This window comes from Streptomyces sp. A0642, from assembly GCF_004795105.1.
Lineage (GTDB): Bacteria > Actinomycetota > Actinomycetes > Streptomycetales > Streptomycetaceae > Streptomyces.
Window position 1 is genome coordinate 85,363 of record NZ_SSBL01000006.1, and the last position, 15,380, is coordinate 100,742.

At 72.0% G+C, this 15,380-nt stretch carries 17 protein-coding genes; 14 read left to right on the forward strand and 3 right to left on the reverse strand.

What is annotated here, in order from left to right; all coding sequences use genetic code 11:
* Window positions 1–157: 157 nt before the first annotated feature.
* From E6R60_RS13995 to E6R60_RS14025, 7 genes are all read left to right on the forward strand, one after another.
* Window positions 158–1,279, forward strand: coding sequence for a SchA/CurD-like domain-containing protein (locus E6R60_RS13995; RefSeq protein WP_136326869.1), 1,122 nt, complete (start codon window positions 158–160; stop codon window positions 1,277–1,279).
* A 76-nt stretch (window positions 1,280–1,355) separates the two neighbouring features.
* Window positions 1,356–1,790 carry a cupin domain-containing protein gene (locus E6R60_RS14000; RefSeq protein ID WP_136326870.1) on the forward strand — a complete coding sequence of 145 codons (435 nt, stop codon included), beginning with the start codon at window positions 1,356–1,358 and terminating at the stop codon, window positions 1,788–1,790.
* Entirely contained in the window at window positions 1,787–3,055 is a 1,269-nt protein-coding gene (locus E6R60_RS14005) for a beta-ketoacyl-[acyl-carrier-protein] synthase family protein (protein ID WP_136326871.1), read from the forward strand. Before E6R60_RS14000 ends, E6R60_RS14005 begins: the two co-directional genes overlap by 4 nt.
* On the forward strand, window positions 3,052–4,290 hold the full coding sequence (locus E6R60_RS14010) for a beta-ketoacyl synthase N-terminal-like domain-containing protein (RefSeq protein WP_136326872.1): 1,239 nt from the start codon (window positions 3,052–3,054) through the stop codon (window positions 4,288–4,290). The genes E6R60_RS14005 and E6R60_RS14010 overlap by 4 nt, the downstream gene beginning before the upstream one ends.
* Window positions 4,291–4,327: 37 nt before the next feature.
* Entirely contained in the window at window positions 4,328–4,585 is a 258-nt protein-coding gene (locus E6R60_RS14015; RefSeq protein WP_136326873.1) for an acyl carrier protein, read from the forward strand.
* 1 nt (window position 4,586) lies between these two features.
* Window positions 4,587–5,066 carry an SRPBCC family protein gene (locus E6R60_RS14020; protein WP_136326874.1) on the forward strand — a complete coding sequence of 160 codons (480 nt, stop codon included), beginning with the start codon at window positions 4,587–4,589 and terminating at the stop codon, window positions 5,064–5,066.
* Window positions 5,067–5,142: 76 nt separating this feature from the next.
* The gene (locus E6R60_RS14025) at window positions 5,143–5,475 is read left to right on the forward strand and encodes a TcmI family type II polyketide cyclase (RefSeq protein WP_136326875.1); all 333 of its coding nucleotides are present in this window, start codon (window positions 5,143–5,145) and stop codon (window positions 5,473–5,475) included.
* Between the two features lie 101 nt (window positions 5,476–5,576).
* On the opposite strand, the gene E6R60_RS14030 is transcribed toward E6R60_RS14025, so the two are convergent.
* The 3 genes from E6R60_RS14030 to E6R60_RS14040 all read right to left on the reverse strand — a co-directional run bounded on the left by E6R60_RS14030 (window position 5,577) and on the right by E6R60_RS14040 (window position 9,481).
* Window positions 5,577–6,641, reverse strand: a complete 1,065-nt coding sequence (locus E6R60_RS14030; RefSeq protein WP_136326876.1) for a methyltransferase — start codon at window positions 6,639–6,641, stop codon at window positions 5,577–5,579.
* A gap of 35 nt (window positions 6,642–6,676) precedes the next feature.
* Window positions 6,677–7,750: a right-handed parallel beta-helix repeat-containing protein gene (locus E6R60_RS14035; RefSeq protein WP_136326877.1), complete on the reverse strand. Its 1,074-nt coding sequence runs from the start codon at window positions 7,748–7,750 to the stop codon at window positions 6,677–6,679.
* Between the two features lie 105 nt (window positions 7,751–7,855).
* Window positions 7,856–9,481 (reverse strand): acyl-CoA synthetase, encoded by a 1,626-nt coding sequence (locus tag E6R60_RS14040; protein ID WP_136326878.1) that lies wholly within the window; start codon window positions 9,479–9,481, stop codon window positions 7,856–7,858.
* A 165-nt stretch (window positions 9,482–9,646) separates the two neighbouring features.
* On the opposite strand from E6R60_RS14040, the gene E6R60_RS14045 reads away from it, so the two are divergent.
* The 7 genes from E6R60_RS14045 to E6R60_RS14075 all read left to right on the forward strand — a co-directional run bounded on the left by E6R60_RS14045 (window position 9,647) and on the right by E6R60_RS14075 (window position 15,293).
* Window positions 9,647–10,447, forward strand: coding sequence for a crotonase/enoyl-CoA hydratase family protein (locus E6R60_RS14045; RefSeq protein ID WP_136326879.1), 801 nt, complete (start codon window positions 9,647–9,649; stop codon window positions 10,445–10,447).
* Window positions 10,448–10,629: 182 nt separating this feature from the next.
* Window positions 10,630–11,577, forward strand: coding sequence for an OB-fold nucleic acid binding domain-containing protein (locus E6R60_RS14050; RefSeq protein ID WP_136326880.1), 948 nt, complete (start codon window positions 10,630–10,632; stop codon window positions 11,575–11,577).
* Entirely contained in the window at window positions 11,578–12,630 is a 1,053-nt protein-coding gene (locus tag E6R60_RS14055; RefSeq protein ID WP_136326881.1) for a thiolase domain-containing protein, read from the forward strand.
* Entirely contained in the window at window positions 12,623–13,789 is a 1,167-nt protein-coding gene (locus tag E6R60_RS14060) for a thiolase domain-containing protein (protein WP_136326882.1), read from the forward strand. The genes E6R60_RS14055 and E6R60_RS14060 overlap by 8 nt, the downstream gene beginning before the upstream one ends.
* 138 nt (window positions 13,790–13,927) lie before the next feature.
* Window positions 13,928–14,170: a DUF397 domain-containing protein gene (locus tag E6R60_RS14065; protein WP_136326883.1), complete on the forward strand. Its 243-nt coding sequence runs from the start codon at window positions 13,928–13,930 to the stop codon at window positions 14,168–14,170.
* An 83-nt stretch (window positions 14,171–14,253) separates the two neighbouring features.
* Window positions 14,254–14,661, forward strand: coding sequence for an ACT domain-containing protein (locus E6R60_RS14070; RefSeq protein WP_136326884.1), 408 nt, complete (start codon window positions 14,254–14,256; stop codon window positions 14,659–14,661).
* A 131-nt stretch (window positions 14,662–14,792) separates the two neighbouring features.
* On the forward strand, window positions 14,793–15,293 hold the full coding sequence (locus E6R60_RS14075) for a hypothetical protein (protein WP_136326885.1): 501 nt from the start codon (window positions 14,793–14,795) through the stop codon (window positions 15,291–15,293).
* Window positions 15,294–15,380 lie beyond the last annotated feature (87 nt).

Here is a 15,380-nt window from a genome sequence, read left to right on the forward strand (position 1 = left end):
GTCAGCCGGACCAGCGTTTCACGATCGGTCACGGAGACGTCGCGCACGGTCCGGGCGGACCGTGCGCATCCGCCGGGAGACTCCCCGCTCCGACCCCGGCTCGACGGTTCCCACCGGCCCGGCCGGTTTCTCGCCTCGCCTCGAAGGAGTTCGCAAGATGACCACCACGCTCTCGGAACGGACGTCCCAATCCGCCTTCGACGGATCAAGGCTGCGGGTCATCCTGCTCCTTGACCTGCACGACGGCGCCCAGAAGCAGTTCCTGGAGGCGTACGAGCACATGCGCAACCAGGTCGCCTCGATCCCGGGCCACATCAGCGACCAGCTGTGCCAGTCCATCGAGAACCCCTCGCAGTGGCTCATCACCAGCGAGTGGGAGAGCGCCCCGCCCTTCCTCGCCTGGGTCAACAGCGAGGACCACGTCGCCACGGTCCAGCCCCTCCACAGCTGCGTGCGCGACACCCGCTCGCTGCGCTTCAGCGTGCTGCGCGAGACCGGCGCGGCCTTCGAGGAGAGCTTCGAGCCCGTCAAGGGCGGTCTCCAGGCCGCGCCCCGCCTCGGGGACGGGGTGGTGCGCCACGCGCTGACCTTCACCGTCAAGCCGGGCACCGAGGAGATCGTCGCCAAGATCCTCGCCGACTACGACTCGCCGCAGGCCCGGGTCGACGAGCACACCCGACTGCGCCGCACCTCGCTGTTCATGCACGGCAACCGGGTGGTGCGCGCGGTGGAGGTCGAGGGCGACCTCCTCGCCGCCCTGCGCCACGTCTCCCGCCAGCCCGAGGTCCGGGCGGTCGAGGAAGCGATCAACCCGTACCTGGAGCAGGACCGCGACCTGGCCGACCCCGACTCCGCCAGGATGTTCTTCACCCGGGCGGCCCTGCCCACCGTCCACCACGTGACGACGGGCCGGCACGCGGCCGGGGAGCGCAAGCGCCACGCGCTGTTCTACCAGGCCAAGGAGGGCTGCGGAATGGCGCTGGCCCGCCTCCTGGCCGAGCACGACGAGGAGGAGGCCGACAACACCGGCAGCCCCATCGAGAGCAGCACGATCTTCCAGCGCGACGACATCGTGGTGCGTCTGCTGGAGGTGGGCGGCCCGCTCGACGCGCAGCCCGCCAAGGCCCTCGGCATCCACGGCCCCGGCAAGGCCGCCCGGCTCGCCCGCCTCCTGGACGGCGAGGCGAACGCCGTGCCGGCGAGCGACGCGGACCTCGCCCGCTTCCTGGCCCGGTCCGAGATGAAGCTGATCACCGACCGCCGGGCCGCGGAGTCCTGAGCCGCGCGGCAGCACCCTGGGGGGTTCTCGCTCAACCCGTCGACTCAACGCGCCATGCGCCAGGAGGAAAGCACTCATGACCATGCACCGGCCACGCATCGTGGACCTCAGTGAGACCCAGCCCAACACCAGGCGCGGGGGTGACCTGCGCGCCCTTCTCACCCCGACGGCCGTGGGCGCCACCAGCGGCTTCATGGGGCTGGCCATCATTCAGCCCGGCGACCGCATCGCGGAGCACTACCACCCGTACTCGGAGGAGTTCGTCTACGTCGTGGACGGGCTGCTCGAAGTGGACCTGGACGGCGAGCCGTACGCGATGCGACGGGACCAGGGGCTGCTGATTCCCCTGAACGTACGCCACCGCTTCCGCAACGTCGGTGACGTCGAGGCGCGCATGGTCTTCCATCTCGGCCCGCTCGCGCCCCGCCCGGAACTCGGCCACGTCGACACCGAGGTCACCGAGTCCGCCGAGCGGGGCGCGCCGCCAGAACGAACCGAGGCCGCCTCATGACCCGGCGCGTGGCCGTCACGGGCGTCGGCGTCGTCGCCCCGGGCGGCATCGGCACCCCGGCCTTCTGGGACCTCCTCTCCAACGGCCGCACCGCGACCCGGGGCATCACCCTCTTCGACCCGGCCGGCTTCCGGTCCCGGATCGCCGCCGAGTGCGACTTCGACCCGGCGGCGTACGGACTGGACGAGGAGGAGGTCGCCCGCGCGGACCGCTACGTGCAGTTCGCGATGGTGGCCGCCCGCGAGGCGCTCGCCGACGCGGGCCTGGACCCGGAGCGGACCGACCCCTGGCGCATGGGGGTCTCGCTCGGCACGGCGGTCGGCGGCACCACCCGGCTGGAGCACGACTACGTCGCCGTCAGCGGCAGCGGAGCACGGTGGGACGTCGACCACCGCCCGGCCGGGCCCCATCTGGAACGCGCCTTCTCACCCAGCTCCCTGGCCTCGGCCGTCGCGGAACAGGTGGGCGCGCACGGACCGGTGCAGACCGTCTCCACCGGCTGCACCTCCGGTCTCGACGCGATCGGCTACGCCTTCCACTCCATCGAGGAAGGCCGCGTCGACGTGTGCATCGCCGGCGCGTCGGACTCCCCGATCACGCCGATCACCGTGGCGTGCTTCGACGCGATCAAGGCGACCTCGGCCAACAACGAGGACCCGGAGCACGCCTCCCGGCCCTTCGACTCCCGCCGCGACGGCTTCGTGATGGGTGAGGGCGGAGCCGTACTCGTCCTGGAGGAACTGGAGCACGCCCGCGCCCGCGGCGCCACGGTGTACTGCGAGATCGCGGGCTACGCGACGTTCGGCAACGCGTACCACATGACCGGGCTGACCCCCGAGGGCCTGGAGATGGCCGAGGCCATCAACCGGGCACTGGGACACGCCGGGATCGCCGCGGCCGACATCGACTACGTCAACGCGCACGGCTCGGGCACCAAGCAGAACGACCGGCACGAGACCGCCGCCGTGAAGCGGGCGCTCGGAGCGCACGCCTACGACGTCCCCATGAGCTCCATCAAGTCGATGGTGGGCCACTCGCTCGGGGCGATCGGCGCGATAGAGATCGCCGCCTGCGTGCTGGCACTGGTCCACCAGACGGTGCCGCCGACAGCGAACTACGAGTCCCCGGACCCGGAGTGCGACCTCGACTACGTGCCCCGCACCGCACGTCCGCTCAAACTGCGCAGCGTCCTGTCGGTGGGCAGCGGATTCGGCGGATTCCAGTCCGCGGTGGCCCTGACCAGAAGCGGTGGGAGGACACCATGAGCACCCGCAAGGCCCGGCGCACCGTCGTCACCGGCATCGGCGTCGTCGCCCCCAACGGCACGGACACCGAAGCCTTCTGGAAGCGGACCCAGGAAGGCATGAGCGTTCTGGACCGGGTCACCCGCGAAGGGTGCGAGGAACTGCCGCTGCACGTGGCCGGCGAGGTCCGGGGCTTCGACCCCGTCTCGCTGATCGAGGAGCGCTACCTCGTGCAGACCGACCGGTTCACGCACTTCGCGATGGCCGCGGCCGACATGGCCCTGGACGACGCCCGGCTGGGCCGCGCCGACTACGAGGACGCGCCGTTCAGCGTGGGCGTGGTCACCGCGGCCGGATCGGGCGGCGGCGAGTTCGGCCAGCGCGAGCTGCAGCGCCTGTGGGGCCAGGGTTCCAAGTACGTCGGCCCCTACCAGTCGATCGCCTGGTTCTACGCGGCCAGCACCGGCCAGATCTCCATCCGCGGCGGCTTCAAGGGGCCGTGCGCGGTGGTGGCCAGTGACGAGGCCGGCGGCCTCGACGCCCTCGCGCACGCCGACCGGTCCGTCCGGCGCGGCACCGACGCGGTGGTCGTCGGCGCGGCCGAGGCCCCGCTCGCGCCCTACTCCGTCGTCTGCCAGCTCGGCTACCGGGACCTGAGCACCGCGGAGGACCCGGCGCGGGCCTACCGCCCGTTCACCTCGGACGCCTGCGGATTCGTGCCCGCCGAGGGCGGCGCGATGTTCGTGGTCGAGGAGGAGACGGTGGCCCGGGAGCGTGGCGCCCGGGTCCGCGCCGAACTCGCCGGTCACGCGGCCACGTTCACCACCGCGATGCGCTGGGAGGAGTCCCGCGAAGGACTCGCCCACGCCATCGAGGGCGCACTGCGGGAGGCCGGCTGCGCACCCGAGGAGATCGACGTGGTCTTCGCGGACGCCCTCGGAGTACCCGCGGCCGACCGGGCCGAGGCGCTGGCCCTGGCCGACGCGCTCGGACGGCACGGCCGGCGCGTACCGGTGACCGCGCCCAAGACCGGCATCGGACGCGCCTACTGCGGAGCCCCCGTCCTGGACGCGGCCGCCGCGGTCCTCGCCATGGAGAACGGCCTGATCCCGCCCACGCCCAACGTCTTCGAGGTGTGCCACGACCTCGACCTCGTCATGGGCCGGGCCCGTCCCGCCGAACTGCGCACGGCCCTCGTGCTCAGCCGCGGCCTCATGGGCTCGAACGCGGCGATGGTGCTCCGGCGCCCCGCATGAGCCACCCCGACACCCCTCGTGAGAAGGAGAAGCCCTCATGACCGACCGACTGACCTACGAAGAGCTGGCCGCCCTGATGAAGAAGGGGGCCGGACTGACCGTCGACCCCCGCGAGATGGAGAACCGGTCCGAGACGGCCTTCGACGAGTTCGGCCTCGACTCGCTCGGCCTCCTCGGCATCGTCGGCGTCCTGGAGAACCGGCACGGGCGGCCGCTGCCGGCCGACGCGGACCGCTGCAAGACCCCCCGCGAGTTTCTCGACCTCGTCAACAACAGCCTCATGACAGGAGCCTGAAGTGTCCGGACACACCGAGAACGAGATCGTCATCGCCGCCCCTCTGGACCTCGTCTGGGACATGACGAACGACCTGGAGAACTGGCCGCGGCTGTTCAGCGAGTACGCCTCGGTCGAGGTCATCGAGCGGGACGGCGAGCGGACCGTCTTCCGTCTGACCATGCACCCCGACGAGAACGGCAAGGTGTGGAGCTGGGTCTCCGAGCGCACCACGGACCGGCCCGGACGCACCGTCCGGGCCCGCCGCGTCGAGCCCGGCCCGTTCCAGCACATGGACATCCACTGGGAGTACTCCGAGGCGCCCGGCGGCACCCGCATGCGGTGGACGCAGGACTTCGCGATGCGGCCCGACGCCCCGGTCGACGACGCGTGGATGACCGAGAACATCAACCGGAACTCCCGGGTCCAGATGGAACTCATCCGGGACAAGATCGAGCAGCGCGACCGCGAGGGCCGCACCGCCGCGGTCCCGGCCAACTGACCCACCGCCTGCCGACGGACGGCTGCCCGGCCCTCGTGGCCGGGCCCCGGACCGCGTACCAGAAAGGCCCCACCCGATGCACCACGCTCTGATCGTCGCCCGGATGGCGCCGGAATCGGCGCCGGACATCGCCGAGCTGTTCGCCGCCTCCGACAGCAGTGAGCTGCCGCACCTGGTGGGCGTCACCCGGCGCAAGCTGTTCCAGTTCGGCGACGTCTATCTGCACCTGATCGAGTCCGAGCGCCCGCCGGGCCCGGAGATCGCCAAGGTGACGAACCATCCGGCGTTCAAGGACATCAGCGACCGGCTCACGGCCTTCGTCAGCCCCTACGACCCGCAGACCTGGCGTGGACCGAAGGACGCGATGGCGCAGGAGTTCTACCGGTGGGAGCGCGACTCCACCGCCTGACCGCGTGACAGGCAGGAGCGCGGACTCCACCGCCTGACCACGTGAAGGGCCCCGGGACCGGCCGCAAGGCCGGTCCCGGGGCCCTTTCACATGAGGCGGCGTCAGCCGGGGACCACGCACTCGAACGCGTGGAGGTACGGGTTGACCGGCCGGATCTCGCCGATGCTCAGCCCGGCGTCGGACAGCCGGTCGACGAGGCTCTGGCGGGTGTGCTTGGCGCCGCCGACGTTCAAAAGCAGCAGCAGGTCCATGGCGGTGGTGAACCGCATCGACGGTGTGTCGTCGACGAGGTTCTCGATGACGACGACCCGGGCCCCCGGACGGGCCGCCGCGATGACGGCGCGCAGCGCCCGGCGAGTGCTGTCGTCGTCCCACTCCAGGATGTTCTTGATGATGTAGAGATCGGCCGCGACCGGAATGCCCTCGCGGCAGTCGCCGGCGACGATGGTGGCCCGGCCGGCGAGCGCGCCGCCTTCCCGCAGCCGCTCGTCCGCCCGCGCGATGACACCCGGCAGGTCCATCAGGGTGCCGCTGACCGACGGGTGCTTCTCCAGCAGGCTCGCCAGCACGTGCCCCTGACCACCGCCGATGTCGGCGACGACCGACACCCCGGTGAGGTCGAGCAGGGCGGCGACGTCCAGTGCGGACTGCATGCTGGACGTCGTCATGGCCCGGTTGAACACCTGGGCCGACTCGTGGGCGTCCTGGTGGAGGTAGTCGAAGAACTCCTTGCCGAACACGTCCTCGAAGACGTTGCCGCCCGAGCGCACCGCGTCGTCCAGCCGGGGCCAGACCTCCCACGTCCAGGGCTCCGTGCACCACAGCGAGATGTCCCGCAGGCTGTGCGGGTCGTCCGCGCGCAGCAGCCGGGACATCTCGGTGTGGGCGAAGGTGCCGTCGGCGTTCTCGGTGAAGATGCCGTAGCAGGACAGGGCACGCAGCAGCCGCTGCAGCGGCACGGGTTGCGTCTTCACCGCCCCGGCGAGTTCGGCCGCGGTGGCCGGGGTCTCGCCCAGCGCGTCCGCGACGCCGAGCCGGGCCGCGGCGCGCACGGCCGCGGAGCGGGCCGCGCCGAACACGATCTCGCGCAGCCGCATGGCCGGCTGGGGCGTCGGAACGGGCTGGACGGGGGTGGTGTGGGTGGGGGTGGTGCTCACGGTGGTCATACCGTCTCGCTTCTGCTTGTGCGGGGGGACACCGGTCAGCACATCCCGGCCGGTGCGGAGGTGGCGCAGACGTTGCCGGTGAACCGGTTGCCCGTGCCGGTGTCCTGGTTGGCCAGATCCGCCGGCTGGTTGCCCATGACGAGGTTGTCGCTGATGGTGTTGTCGGTGTTCTTCGCGCCCACGAAGCTCTTGAACAGCACGATGCCGCCCGAGAGCGGGGTGGCGCCCACGTTGGCGCGGATCACGTTGGACCGGATCTCGGTGGACTCGGTGCCGGTGAGGACGATCCCGGAACCCTGGATCGCGGGCAGCCGAGGGGTGGCGGCGCAGAACTTGTTGTTGCCCTCGATCGTGTTGGAGCGGATGGTCATGGCGCCGGCGTGCGGCGTGCCCTCGTCGCCCACGACGAACACGCCGCTGCAGTTGGCGGCGAAGGTGTTGTCGTTCACCGTCAGGTTCCGCACGCGCCGTGCGGTGAACCCGATCCGGTTGTCGGTGACGGTGTTGCCCCGGACACGCGTCCCGCCGGTGTCGGTGGCGCCGCCCTCCTCGTCGACGCTGTTGGCGACGAAGATGCCCGCGTCCCCGTTGGACCGGGCGGTGTTGCGCCGGATGTCGGAGCGGGTGGACCGCTGCTGCGCGATGCCCCAGACGCCGTTGGACGTGGAGGTCACCGAGCGGACCTCGAGCCCGTCCGTCCAGGACGCCCAGACGCCGCTTTTGGCGAAGCCCGAGACGCTCAGGGACTTGACGGACACGTCGTCCACGGTGTGCTGGGCCGTGCCCAGCACGCAGATCCCGTTGCCGGCCTTCGCGCAGGCGTTGCCGGGCTGTGCCCCGCTCGCTCCGGGCGCGATGACGGTGCGGGGCCCGGAGCCGCGCAGGGTCAGCCCGGGCTTCGTGATCAGCACGCTCTCCCGGTAGGTGCCGGGCCGGACGACGATGGTGTCACCGGGCCGTGCGGCGTCCACCGCCGCCTGGATGGACTGACCCGGACGTACCACGTGGCCGGCCGAGGCTGCGGCCGGGGCGGACGGAGCGACGACGCCCAGTCCGGCTGCCGAAGCGGCTGCGACGCTCAGGAGGCATTTGATGTGTCGTTTGCTCATGAGCCGAAGTTATGGGCGATCCCCGTCCGGTGCCACGCAGGGTGGGCGGTTGGACACGGGCCGTGCCCGAATGGCTCACGTCGTCCCCCCGTGTGCCCGTCGGCCTCAGCCGGCGTCGGGCCGGGAGGCGACGACGGAGCGGGCCCACCGGTAGTCGGCCTTGCCGCTGGGGGAGCGCTGGATCTGCGCGGCGATCACCAGGTGGCGCGGGACCTTGTAGCCGGCGAGCCGGGTGCGGCAGTGCGCCTGGACGTCGTCGAGCGAGGGCGCGTCGGCGCCCTCGCGCAGCTGCACCACGGCGGCGACCCGATTGCCCCAGCGCTCGTCGGGAGCGCCCGCCACCAGGGCGTCGTACACGTCCGGGTGGGACTTGAGCGCCTGCTCGACCTCCTCCGGATACACCTTCTCGCCTCCGGTGTTGATGCACTGCGAGCCCCGGCCGAGCACCGTCACGATGCCCTCGGCGTCCACCGTCGCCATGTCGCCGAGCAGCACCCACCGCTCGTCACCCCTGCGGAAGAACGTCTCGGCGGTCTTGCCCGGGTCGTTGTAGTAGCCGAGCGGTACGTGGCCGCGCTGGGCGATCCGGCCCGGTTCGCCCGGCACGACCGGTTCGTACGTCGCCGGGTCGACGACCGCCGTACGGGCGTTGACCCGGACCCGGAAGCCCTTCTCCGGGCCGGAGTCGGCGGTCGCGGTTCCGTTGAAGCCGGACTCGGACGAACCGAAGTTGTTCAGCAGCATGACGTGGGGCACCAGGGCCTGGAACTCCGCGCGCACCGAGTCGGACATGATCGCGCCCGAGCTGGAGACGGAGAACAGCGACGAGCAGTCGGTGCCCTTCAGCGGCCCCTTCAGCGCGTCGATCAGCGGCCGCAGCATGGCGTCGCCCACCAGCGACACGCTCGTGACCTTCTCCTTCTCGATGGTGCGGAGCACCTCGGCGGGCACGTACTTGCGGTGCACGACGACCCGCTGTCCGAAGTTGAAGCCGATGAACGCGGTGAGGGTCGAGGTGCCGTGCATCAGCGGGGGAGTGGGGAAGAAGGTGATGCCCTCGCCGCCCGCCGCGACCCGCTCGGCCAGCTCCTGCGGGGCCCGCACCGGGGCACCGGTCGGCGCTCCGCCGCCCAGGCCGGAGAAGAACAGGTCCTCCTGGCGCCACATCACGCCCTTCGGCATGCCCGTGGTGCCGCCCGTGTAGATGATGAACTGGTCGTCGGCCGAGCGGGGCGGGAAGCCGCGCCCCGGGTCCCCGCCCTCCTCCGCCTCCGTGAACGCGACCGCCTCGGGCCGGGGCGCGTCGTGGGTGTCCGCGCCCACCCGTAAGAGGTGGCGCAGCTTCGGCGCCTGCGGAGCCGCGGCCGCGACGCGCTCGTCGAACTCGGAATCGAAGACCAGCGCCGCCAGGTCCGCGTCACGGTAGAGGTAGACCAGCTCCTCCTCCACGTAGCGGTAGTTGACGTTGACCGGGACGATGCGGGCCTTGAGGCAGGCCAGCACGGTCTGGAGGTACTCGACGCCGTTGTAGAGGTGCAGCCCGAGATGCTCACCCGGCCCGATGCCCGCCTCGATGAGGTGGTGGCCGATCCGGTTGGCCGCGGCGTCGAGCTCCGCGTACGTGAGCCGGCGCTCGGCGCCCGTGCCGGGGTGGTCGAGGTAGACGAGCGCCTCACGTTCCGGGACCGCGTCGACGACCGATTCGAACAGGTCGGCAAGGTTGTACTCCACCGTTCCTCCTGACCCCGGCTGCTGAGTGGCCCGGCGGTCATTAGAGCGCCCACCGGCACAAGTGGGAAGGGGGTCCGGGAAGAAAACTGACTGCCTGTCAGAAAACTATTGAACTGCCTCCCCGCTTACTGCAACCTGTTCTAGCCTTGAGACGGGAGACAGACCATGGGCGGTACGGAACACCTCACCGTGCAGCGCGAAGGCGCCACACTGGTGCTCACCCTGAACCGGCCCGAGAGCAAGAACGCGCTCTCGCTGCCGATGCTGGTCGGCCTGTACGACGGCTGGCTCGCCGCCGACGAGGACGAGGAGATCCGCTCCGTCGTCCTCACCGGAGCCGGCGGCTGCTTCTGCGCCGGGATGGACCTCAAAGCCCTCGCGGGCGGCGGCATGGAGGGCGAGCAGTACCGGGACCGGATGACAGCCGACCCCGATCTGCACTGGAAGGCCATGCTGCGCCACCACCGCCCCCGCAAGCCGGTCATCGCCGCCGTCGAGGGCCACTGCGTGGCCGGGGGCACCGAGATCCTGCAGGGCACCGACATCCGCATCGCCGGCGAGAGTGCCACCTTCGGCCTCTTCGAGGTCCGGCGCGGCCTCTTCCCCATCGGCGGATCGACCGTACGGCTGCCGCGGCAGATCGCCCGCACCCACGCACTCGAGATGCTGCTCACCGGCCGCCCCTACACGGCCGGCGAGGCGGCCCGGATCGGGCTCATCGGCCGGGTCGTCCCCGACGGCGCCGCACTGGAGACGGCCCTCGGCGTCGCCGAACAGATCAACGCCTGCGGCCCGCTCGCCGTCGAGGAGGTCAAGGCCTCGGTCTACGAGACCGCGGAGATGACCGAGGCCGACGGACTGGCCGCCGAACTCGAGCGGGGCCGGCCCGTGTTCTCCACCGCCGACGCCAAGGAGGGAGCCCGCGCCTTCGCCGAGAAGCGCCCGCCCGTCTACCGCAGGGCCTAAGGGCTGTCCCGTGATTCCCGGCGGGCGCGCGACGACAGCCACGGCACCTCGCCGCGTTGTCGAAACGCCCGAATACACCCCGTATGCGGGCGCCTCTCCACCTTGCGATGCACCGCATCCGACGGTCCGCCGAAAGGCCCCAGGGCCGTTCGGCGGACACTTCCCCAACCAAGGAGGCACCCGTGCCCGACGTCCTCAGCGCACCGCTGGTGGTCGAGTTCCCCTTCACCCGCTCCCTCGGCCCCGTACAGAGCGCCTTCCTCACCGGCCTGCGCGAACGTACCGTGCTCGGTGTCCGGACCGGTGACGGGAAGGTCCTGGTCCCGCCGGTCGAGTACGACCCCGTCACCGCCGAGGAGATCCGTGACCTGGTCGAGGTCGCCGCCACCGGCACGGTCACCACCTGGGCCTGGAACCCGTCCCCCCGCCGCGACCAGCCCCTGGGGACCCCCTTCGCCTGGGTGCTCGTCCGCCTCGACGGCGCCGACACCGCACTCCTGCACGTCCTGGACGCACCGGGGCCCGACGCCGTCCGCACCGGCATGCGCGTCCGCGTCCGCTGGGCCGGGTCGCGCACCGGCGCCATCACGGACATCGCCTGCTTCGAACCGTACGAGGGCGAGCCAAGGGGATCCGCGCCCGCACCGCACGCCGGCGAGTTCGCGAGCCCGGTCACCGGCATCGTCACCCCCGCACGCCTCGACTACACCTACTCACCCGGCCGCGCCCAGAGCGCCTACCTCGAAGCACTCGCCGGCCGGCGCGTGGTCGGGGAACGCTGCCCGTCCTGCCGCAAGGTGTACGTCCCGCCCCGCGGCGCCTGCCCCACCTGCGGCGTCGCCACCGCCGAGCAGGTGGAGGTCGGGCCGCGCGGCACGGTCACCACGTTCTGCGTCGTCAACATCAAGGCGAAGAACCTCGACATCGAGGTGCCCTACGTCTACGCGCACATCGCCCTCGACGGCGCGGACCTCGCCCTGCACGCCCGGATCGGCGGCATCCCGTACGACCAGGTGCGGATGGGACTGCGCGTCGAGCCCGTATGGGCCGAGGGAAGCCGGCACCCCGACCACTACCGGCCCACCGGCGAGCCCGACGCCGACTACGACGCGTACAAGGAGCTGGTCTAGATGCGGGACGTAGCGATCGTCGCCTTCGCGCAGACCGACCACCTGCGGCGCACCGACGACCTCTCGGAAGTCGAGATGCTGATGCCCGTCCTGCACCAGGTCCTCGACGCGACGGGCCTGAGGACCAGCGACATCGGCTTCACCTGCTCCGGCTCCAGCGACTACCTCGCCGGCCGGGCCTTCTCCTTCACCATGGCGCTGGACGGCGTGGGCGCGCACCCGCCGATCTCGGAGTCCCATGTCGAGATGGACGGCGCCTGGGCCCTGTACGAGGCCTGGGTGAAGATCCGGACCGGTGAGGCGGACACCGCGCTCGTCTACGCGTACGGGAAGTCCTCGCCCGGCGAAGTGCGCGACGTCCTCACCCGGCAGCTGGACCCGTACTACACCGCACCGCTGTGGCCCGACTCCGTCGCCCTCGCCGCCCTCCAGGCCCAGGCCCTGATCGACGCGGGCGACACCGACGAGACCGCGCTCGCGGCCATCGCCGCCCGCAGCCGCGCCGACGCCGCCGGCAACCCGCACGCCCAGCTCAGCGGGGCGGTCGAGGCCGGCGACTACCTCGTCCAGCCGCTGCGGACCGGGGACTGCCCGCCCGTCGGCGACGGCGCCGCCGCCGTGATCCTCGCCGCCGGTGACACCGCGCGGGCCCTGTGCCCCCGGCCCGCCTGGATCCGCGGCATCGACCACCGCATCGAGGCCCACGGCCTCGGGGTGCGCGAGCTGACGGAATCACCGTCGGCCCGGCTCGCCGCCGAACGTGCCGGGGCCTTCGACCGCCCCGTCGACACGGCCGAGCTGCACGCCCCGTTCACCTCGCAGGAGGTGGTCCTGCGCAAGGCGCTCGGCCTCGGCGACGACGTCAGGGTCAATCCGTCCGGCGGTGCGCTCGCCGCCAATCCCATGATGGCGGCCGGGCTGATCCGCCTCGGCGAGGCCGCCGCCCGCATCCACCGCGGCGAGTCCGACCGGGCGCTCGCCCACGCCACGTCCGGGCCCTGCCTCCAGCAGAACCTGGTCGCCGTTCTCGAAGGGGAGAGCGCTCATGCCTAAGGAGCCCGTGGCCGTCGTCGGCATCGGCCAGACCAAGCACGTCTCCGCACGCCGCGACGTCTCGCTCGCCGGCCTCGTCCGCGAAGCCGCCGTGGCCGCCCTCCAGGACGCCGGGCTGAGCTGGGCGGACATCGACGCCGTCGTCATCGGCAAGGCGCCCGACTTCTTCGAAGGCGTGATGATGCCCGAGCTCTACCTCGCCGACGCCCTCGGCGCGGTCGGCAAACCCATGCTCCGCGTCCACACCGCGGGCTCGGTCGGCGGCTCGACCGCGCTCGTCGCCGCCAACCTCGTCGCCGCCCGGGTGCACCGGACCGTCCTCACCCTCGCCTTCGAGAAGCAGTCGGAGTCCAACGCGATGTGGGGCCTGTCGCTCCCCATCCCGTTCCAGCAGCCGCTGCTGGCCGGTGCGGGCGGCTTCTTCGCCCCCCACGTGCGCGCCTACATGCGGCGGACCGGGGCGCCGGACACCGTCGGCTCCCTCGTCGCGTACAAGGACCGGCGCAACGCGCTGAAGAACCCGTACGCGCACATCCACGACCCGGACGTCACCCTGGAGAAGATCCAGGCCGCGCCCATGCTCTGGGACCCCATCCGCTACTCGGAGACCTGCCCGTCCTCCGACGGCGCCTGCGCGATGATCCTCACCGACCGCACGGGCGCGGACCGTTCACCGCATCCGCCCGCCTGGGTGCACGGAGGCGCGATGCGCAGCGAGCCGACCCTCTTCGCCGGCAAGGACTTCGTCTCGCCGCAGGCCGGCAAGGACTGCGCCGCGGACGTGTACCGGCAGGCCGGGATCAGCGACCCGCGCCGGGAGATCGACGCCGTCGAGATGTACGTGCCGTTCTCCTGGTACGAACCGATGTGGCTGGAGAACCTCGGCTTCGCCGACGAGGGCGAGGGCTGGAAGCTCACCGAGGCCGGAGTCACCGAACTCGACGGGGACCTGCCGGTCAACCCCTCGGGCGGAGTGCTCTCCACCAACCCCATCGGAGCCTCCGGAATGATCCGCTTCGCCGAGGCCGCACTCCAGGTGCGGGGCCGGGCCGGCGAGCACCAGGTGGACGGCGCACGGCGGGCGCTCGGGCACGCCTACGGCGGCGGAGCGCAGTTCTTCTCCATGTGGCTCGTCGGCGCCGAACCGCCCGACGCCTGACCAGCGGCGCGGGCCGAACCGCCCGACGCCCGACCAGCCGCCCGGACAGGCCGCACCGCCGCGTACCGCGGCCTGTTCGGGAGCGCCCGCGGTGGCTAGGCTCTGTTCCGGCCGCAAGGACGAGCGGGAGGAGCCGATGTGGCACCCAGGACGACGCCCCGGCAGCACGTGGCCCACTGGGACGAGCCGGATCTCGACCTCGGCAACGCCCGGTGGACATCCGGCAGTCAGGGCATCGGCGACGTCCAGATCGCCTTCGTCGAGGGCTTCATCGCGATGCGCAACGCCGGGCGCCCCGGCAGCCGGCCGCTGGTCTTCAATCCGGCGCAATGGCGCACCTTCGTGGTGAACGCCCGGCACGGCGAGTTCGACCCGGGCTGACGGCCGCCCACCGGGCGGCGCGCGCCCCCCCTGCCTCACGCCCTCACGCGCGGCAGCGCGCCGGCCTGGGTAGCGTCGGGGGTGTGACAGGTGAGAGTGATCTTCGCGTCCTGCTGAGCGGCCTGCGTCCGGAGCTGAACCCGGGGCGCTACGTCTACGTGACCGCGCCCGACGGAGTCGTGCCCGAGGGCGCGCGCCCCGTCGTCACGGTCCGTGAGGCCGAAGGCCTCACTCTGGTACTCCCGCAGGCCGAGGCCGCTGCCGCCCGGCTGCCGTACTCCTACGTCGCCGGCTGGATCACCCTCCGTGTGCACTCGGCCCTGGAGGCCGTCGGGCTGACCGCCGCCGTCTCGCTCGCCCTCACCGATGCGGGGATCAGCTGCAACGTGGTGGCCGGATTCCACCACGACCACCTCTTCGTCCCGTACGACCGGGCCGCCGAGGCCGTGGCCGTGCTGGAGACGCTTGCGGCGGAGTCGGCTGCTGGATGACCCCGGGGCGCGAGGCTCCGGCGGCCGGCCGGGGCGCAGAGGCCGCCCGCGGCCCACCGCGGGACCCGCGGCAGGGCGGAGGCTGCCCGGCCCGGCTCGGCGGGGCGGCCCAGGACACGTAACATGTCTGCATGTCCTTCCTCCGCCGCCGTAGCGCCGCCACACCCGCGGGCCCCGACTTCGACGTCCTGGCCATGGACCCGGGCGACTGGCCCGGAAACCTCGGCGCCGGTCTGCTGCCCGCCCCCGACGGCAGCTGTCAGGGCGTCTTCCTGCGCTACGACCTCTTCGGCGGCCGCGGCCCCGCGATGATCATCGGCAACCTCCCGGAGGGCTCGCCCGCCCGCGAGACCGAGGAGGGCCAGGTCCCCTTCGAGGTGGCCCAGCTGCTGCTCGCGCTGGAGAACGACGAGCCGGTCGAGGTCACCGGCACCGAGGACATGCCCGTGATGCAGGGCGACAACCTGATGATCGTCCGCCGGGTGAAGCTCTCCGAGAGCCGCATCTCCTGCGTCCAGTTCGACCGCAGCGACGGTGTCCTCGTCACCATCGCCAGCTGGGACCGGCCCATCACCGACGATCTGTACACCCTCCTGAAGCCGTTGCCCGCCGAGCTCTTCCAGCAGGGCTGAGCCCGGCGCACGGCTTCCCCGCCGACGTGGAAGGGGGGAGCCGGGCAGGCCCGCCGAGCGGTCATCACGACGGGCCGCACCCGGGCC

Bases quoted from the DNA above. Each gene is read 5' to 3' on its own strand.
- E6R60_RS13995 (WP_136326869.1), top strand. From the start codon at position 158: ATGACCACCACGCTCTCGGAACGGACGTCCCAATCCGCCTTCGACGGA.
- E6R60_RS14000 (WP_136326870.1), top strand. From the start codon at position 1,356: ATGACCATGCACCGGCCACGCATCGTGGACCTCAGTGAGACCCAGCCC.
- E6R60_RS14005 (WP_136326871.1), top strand. From the start codon at position 1,787: ATGACCCGGCGCGTGGCCGTCACGGGCGTCGGCGTCGTCGCCCCGGGC.
- E6R60_RS14010 (WP_136326872.1), top strand. From the start codon at position 3,052: ATGAGCACCCGCAAGGCCCGGCGCACCGTCGTCACCGGCATCGGCGTC.
- E6R60_RS14015 (WP_136326873.1), top strand. From the start codon at position 4,328: ATGACCGACCGACTGACCTACGAAGAGCTGGCCGCCCTGATGAAGAAG.
- E6R60_RS14025 (WP_136326875.1), top strand. From the start codon at position 5,143: ATGCACCACGCTCTGATCGTCGCCCGGATGGCGCCGGAATCGGCGCCG.
- E6R60_RS14030 (WP_136326876.1), bottom strand. From the start codon at position 6,641: ATGACCACCGTGAGCACCACCCCCACCCACACCACCCCCGTCCAGCCC.
- E6R60_RS14035 (WP_136326877.1), bottom strand. From the start codon at position 7,750: ATGAGCAAACGACACATCAAATGCCTCCTGAGCGTCGCAGCCGCTTCG.
- E6R60_RS14045 (WP_136326879.1), top strand. From the start codon at position 9,647: ATGGGCGGTACGGAACACCTCACCGTGCAGCGCGAAGGCGCCACACTG.
- E6R60_RS14055 (WP_136326881.1), top strand. From the start codon at position 11,578: ATGCGGGACGTAGCGATCGTCGCCTTCGCGCAGACCGACCACCTGCGG.
- E6R60_RS14060 (WP_136326882.1), top strand. From the start codon at position 12,623: ATGCCTAAGGAGCCCGTGGCCGTCGTCGGCATCGGCCAGACCAAGCAC.
- E6R60_RS14075 (WP_136326885.1), top strand. From the start codon at position 14,793: ATGTCCTTCCTCCGCCGCCGTAGCGCCGCCACACCCGCGGGCCCCGAC.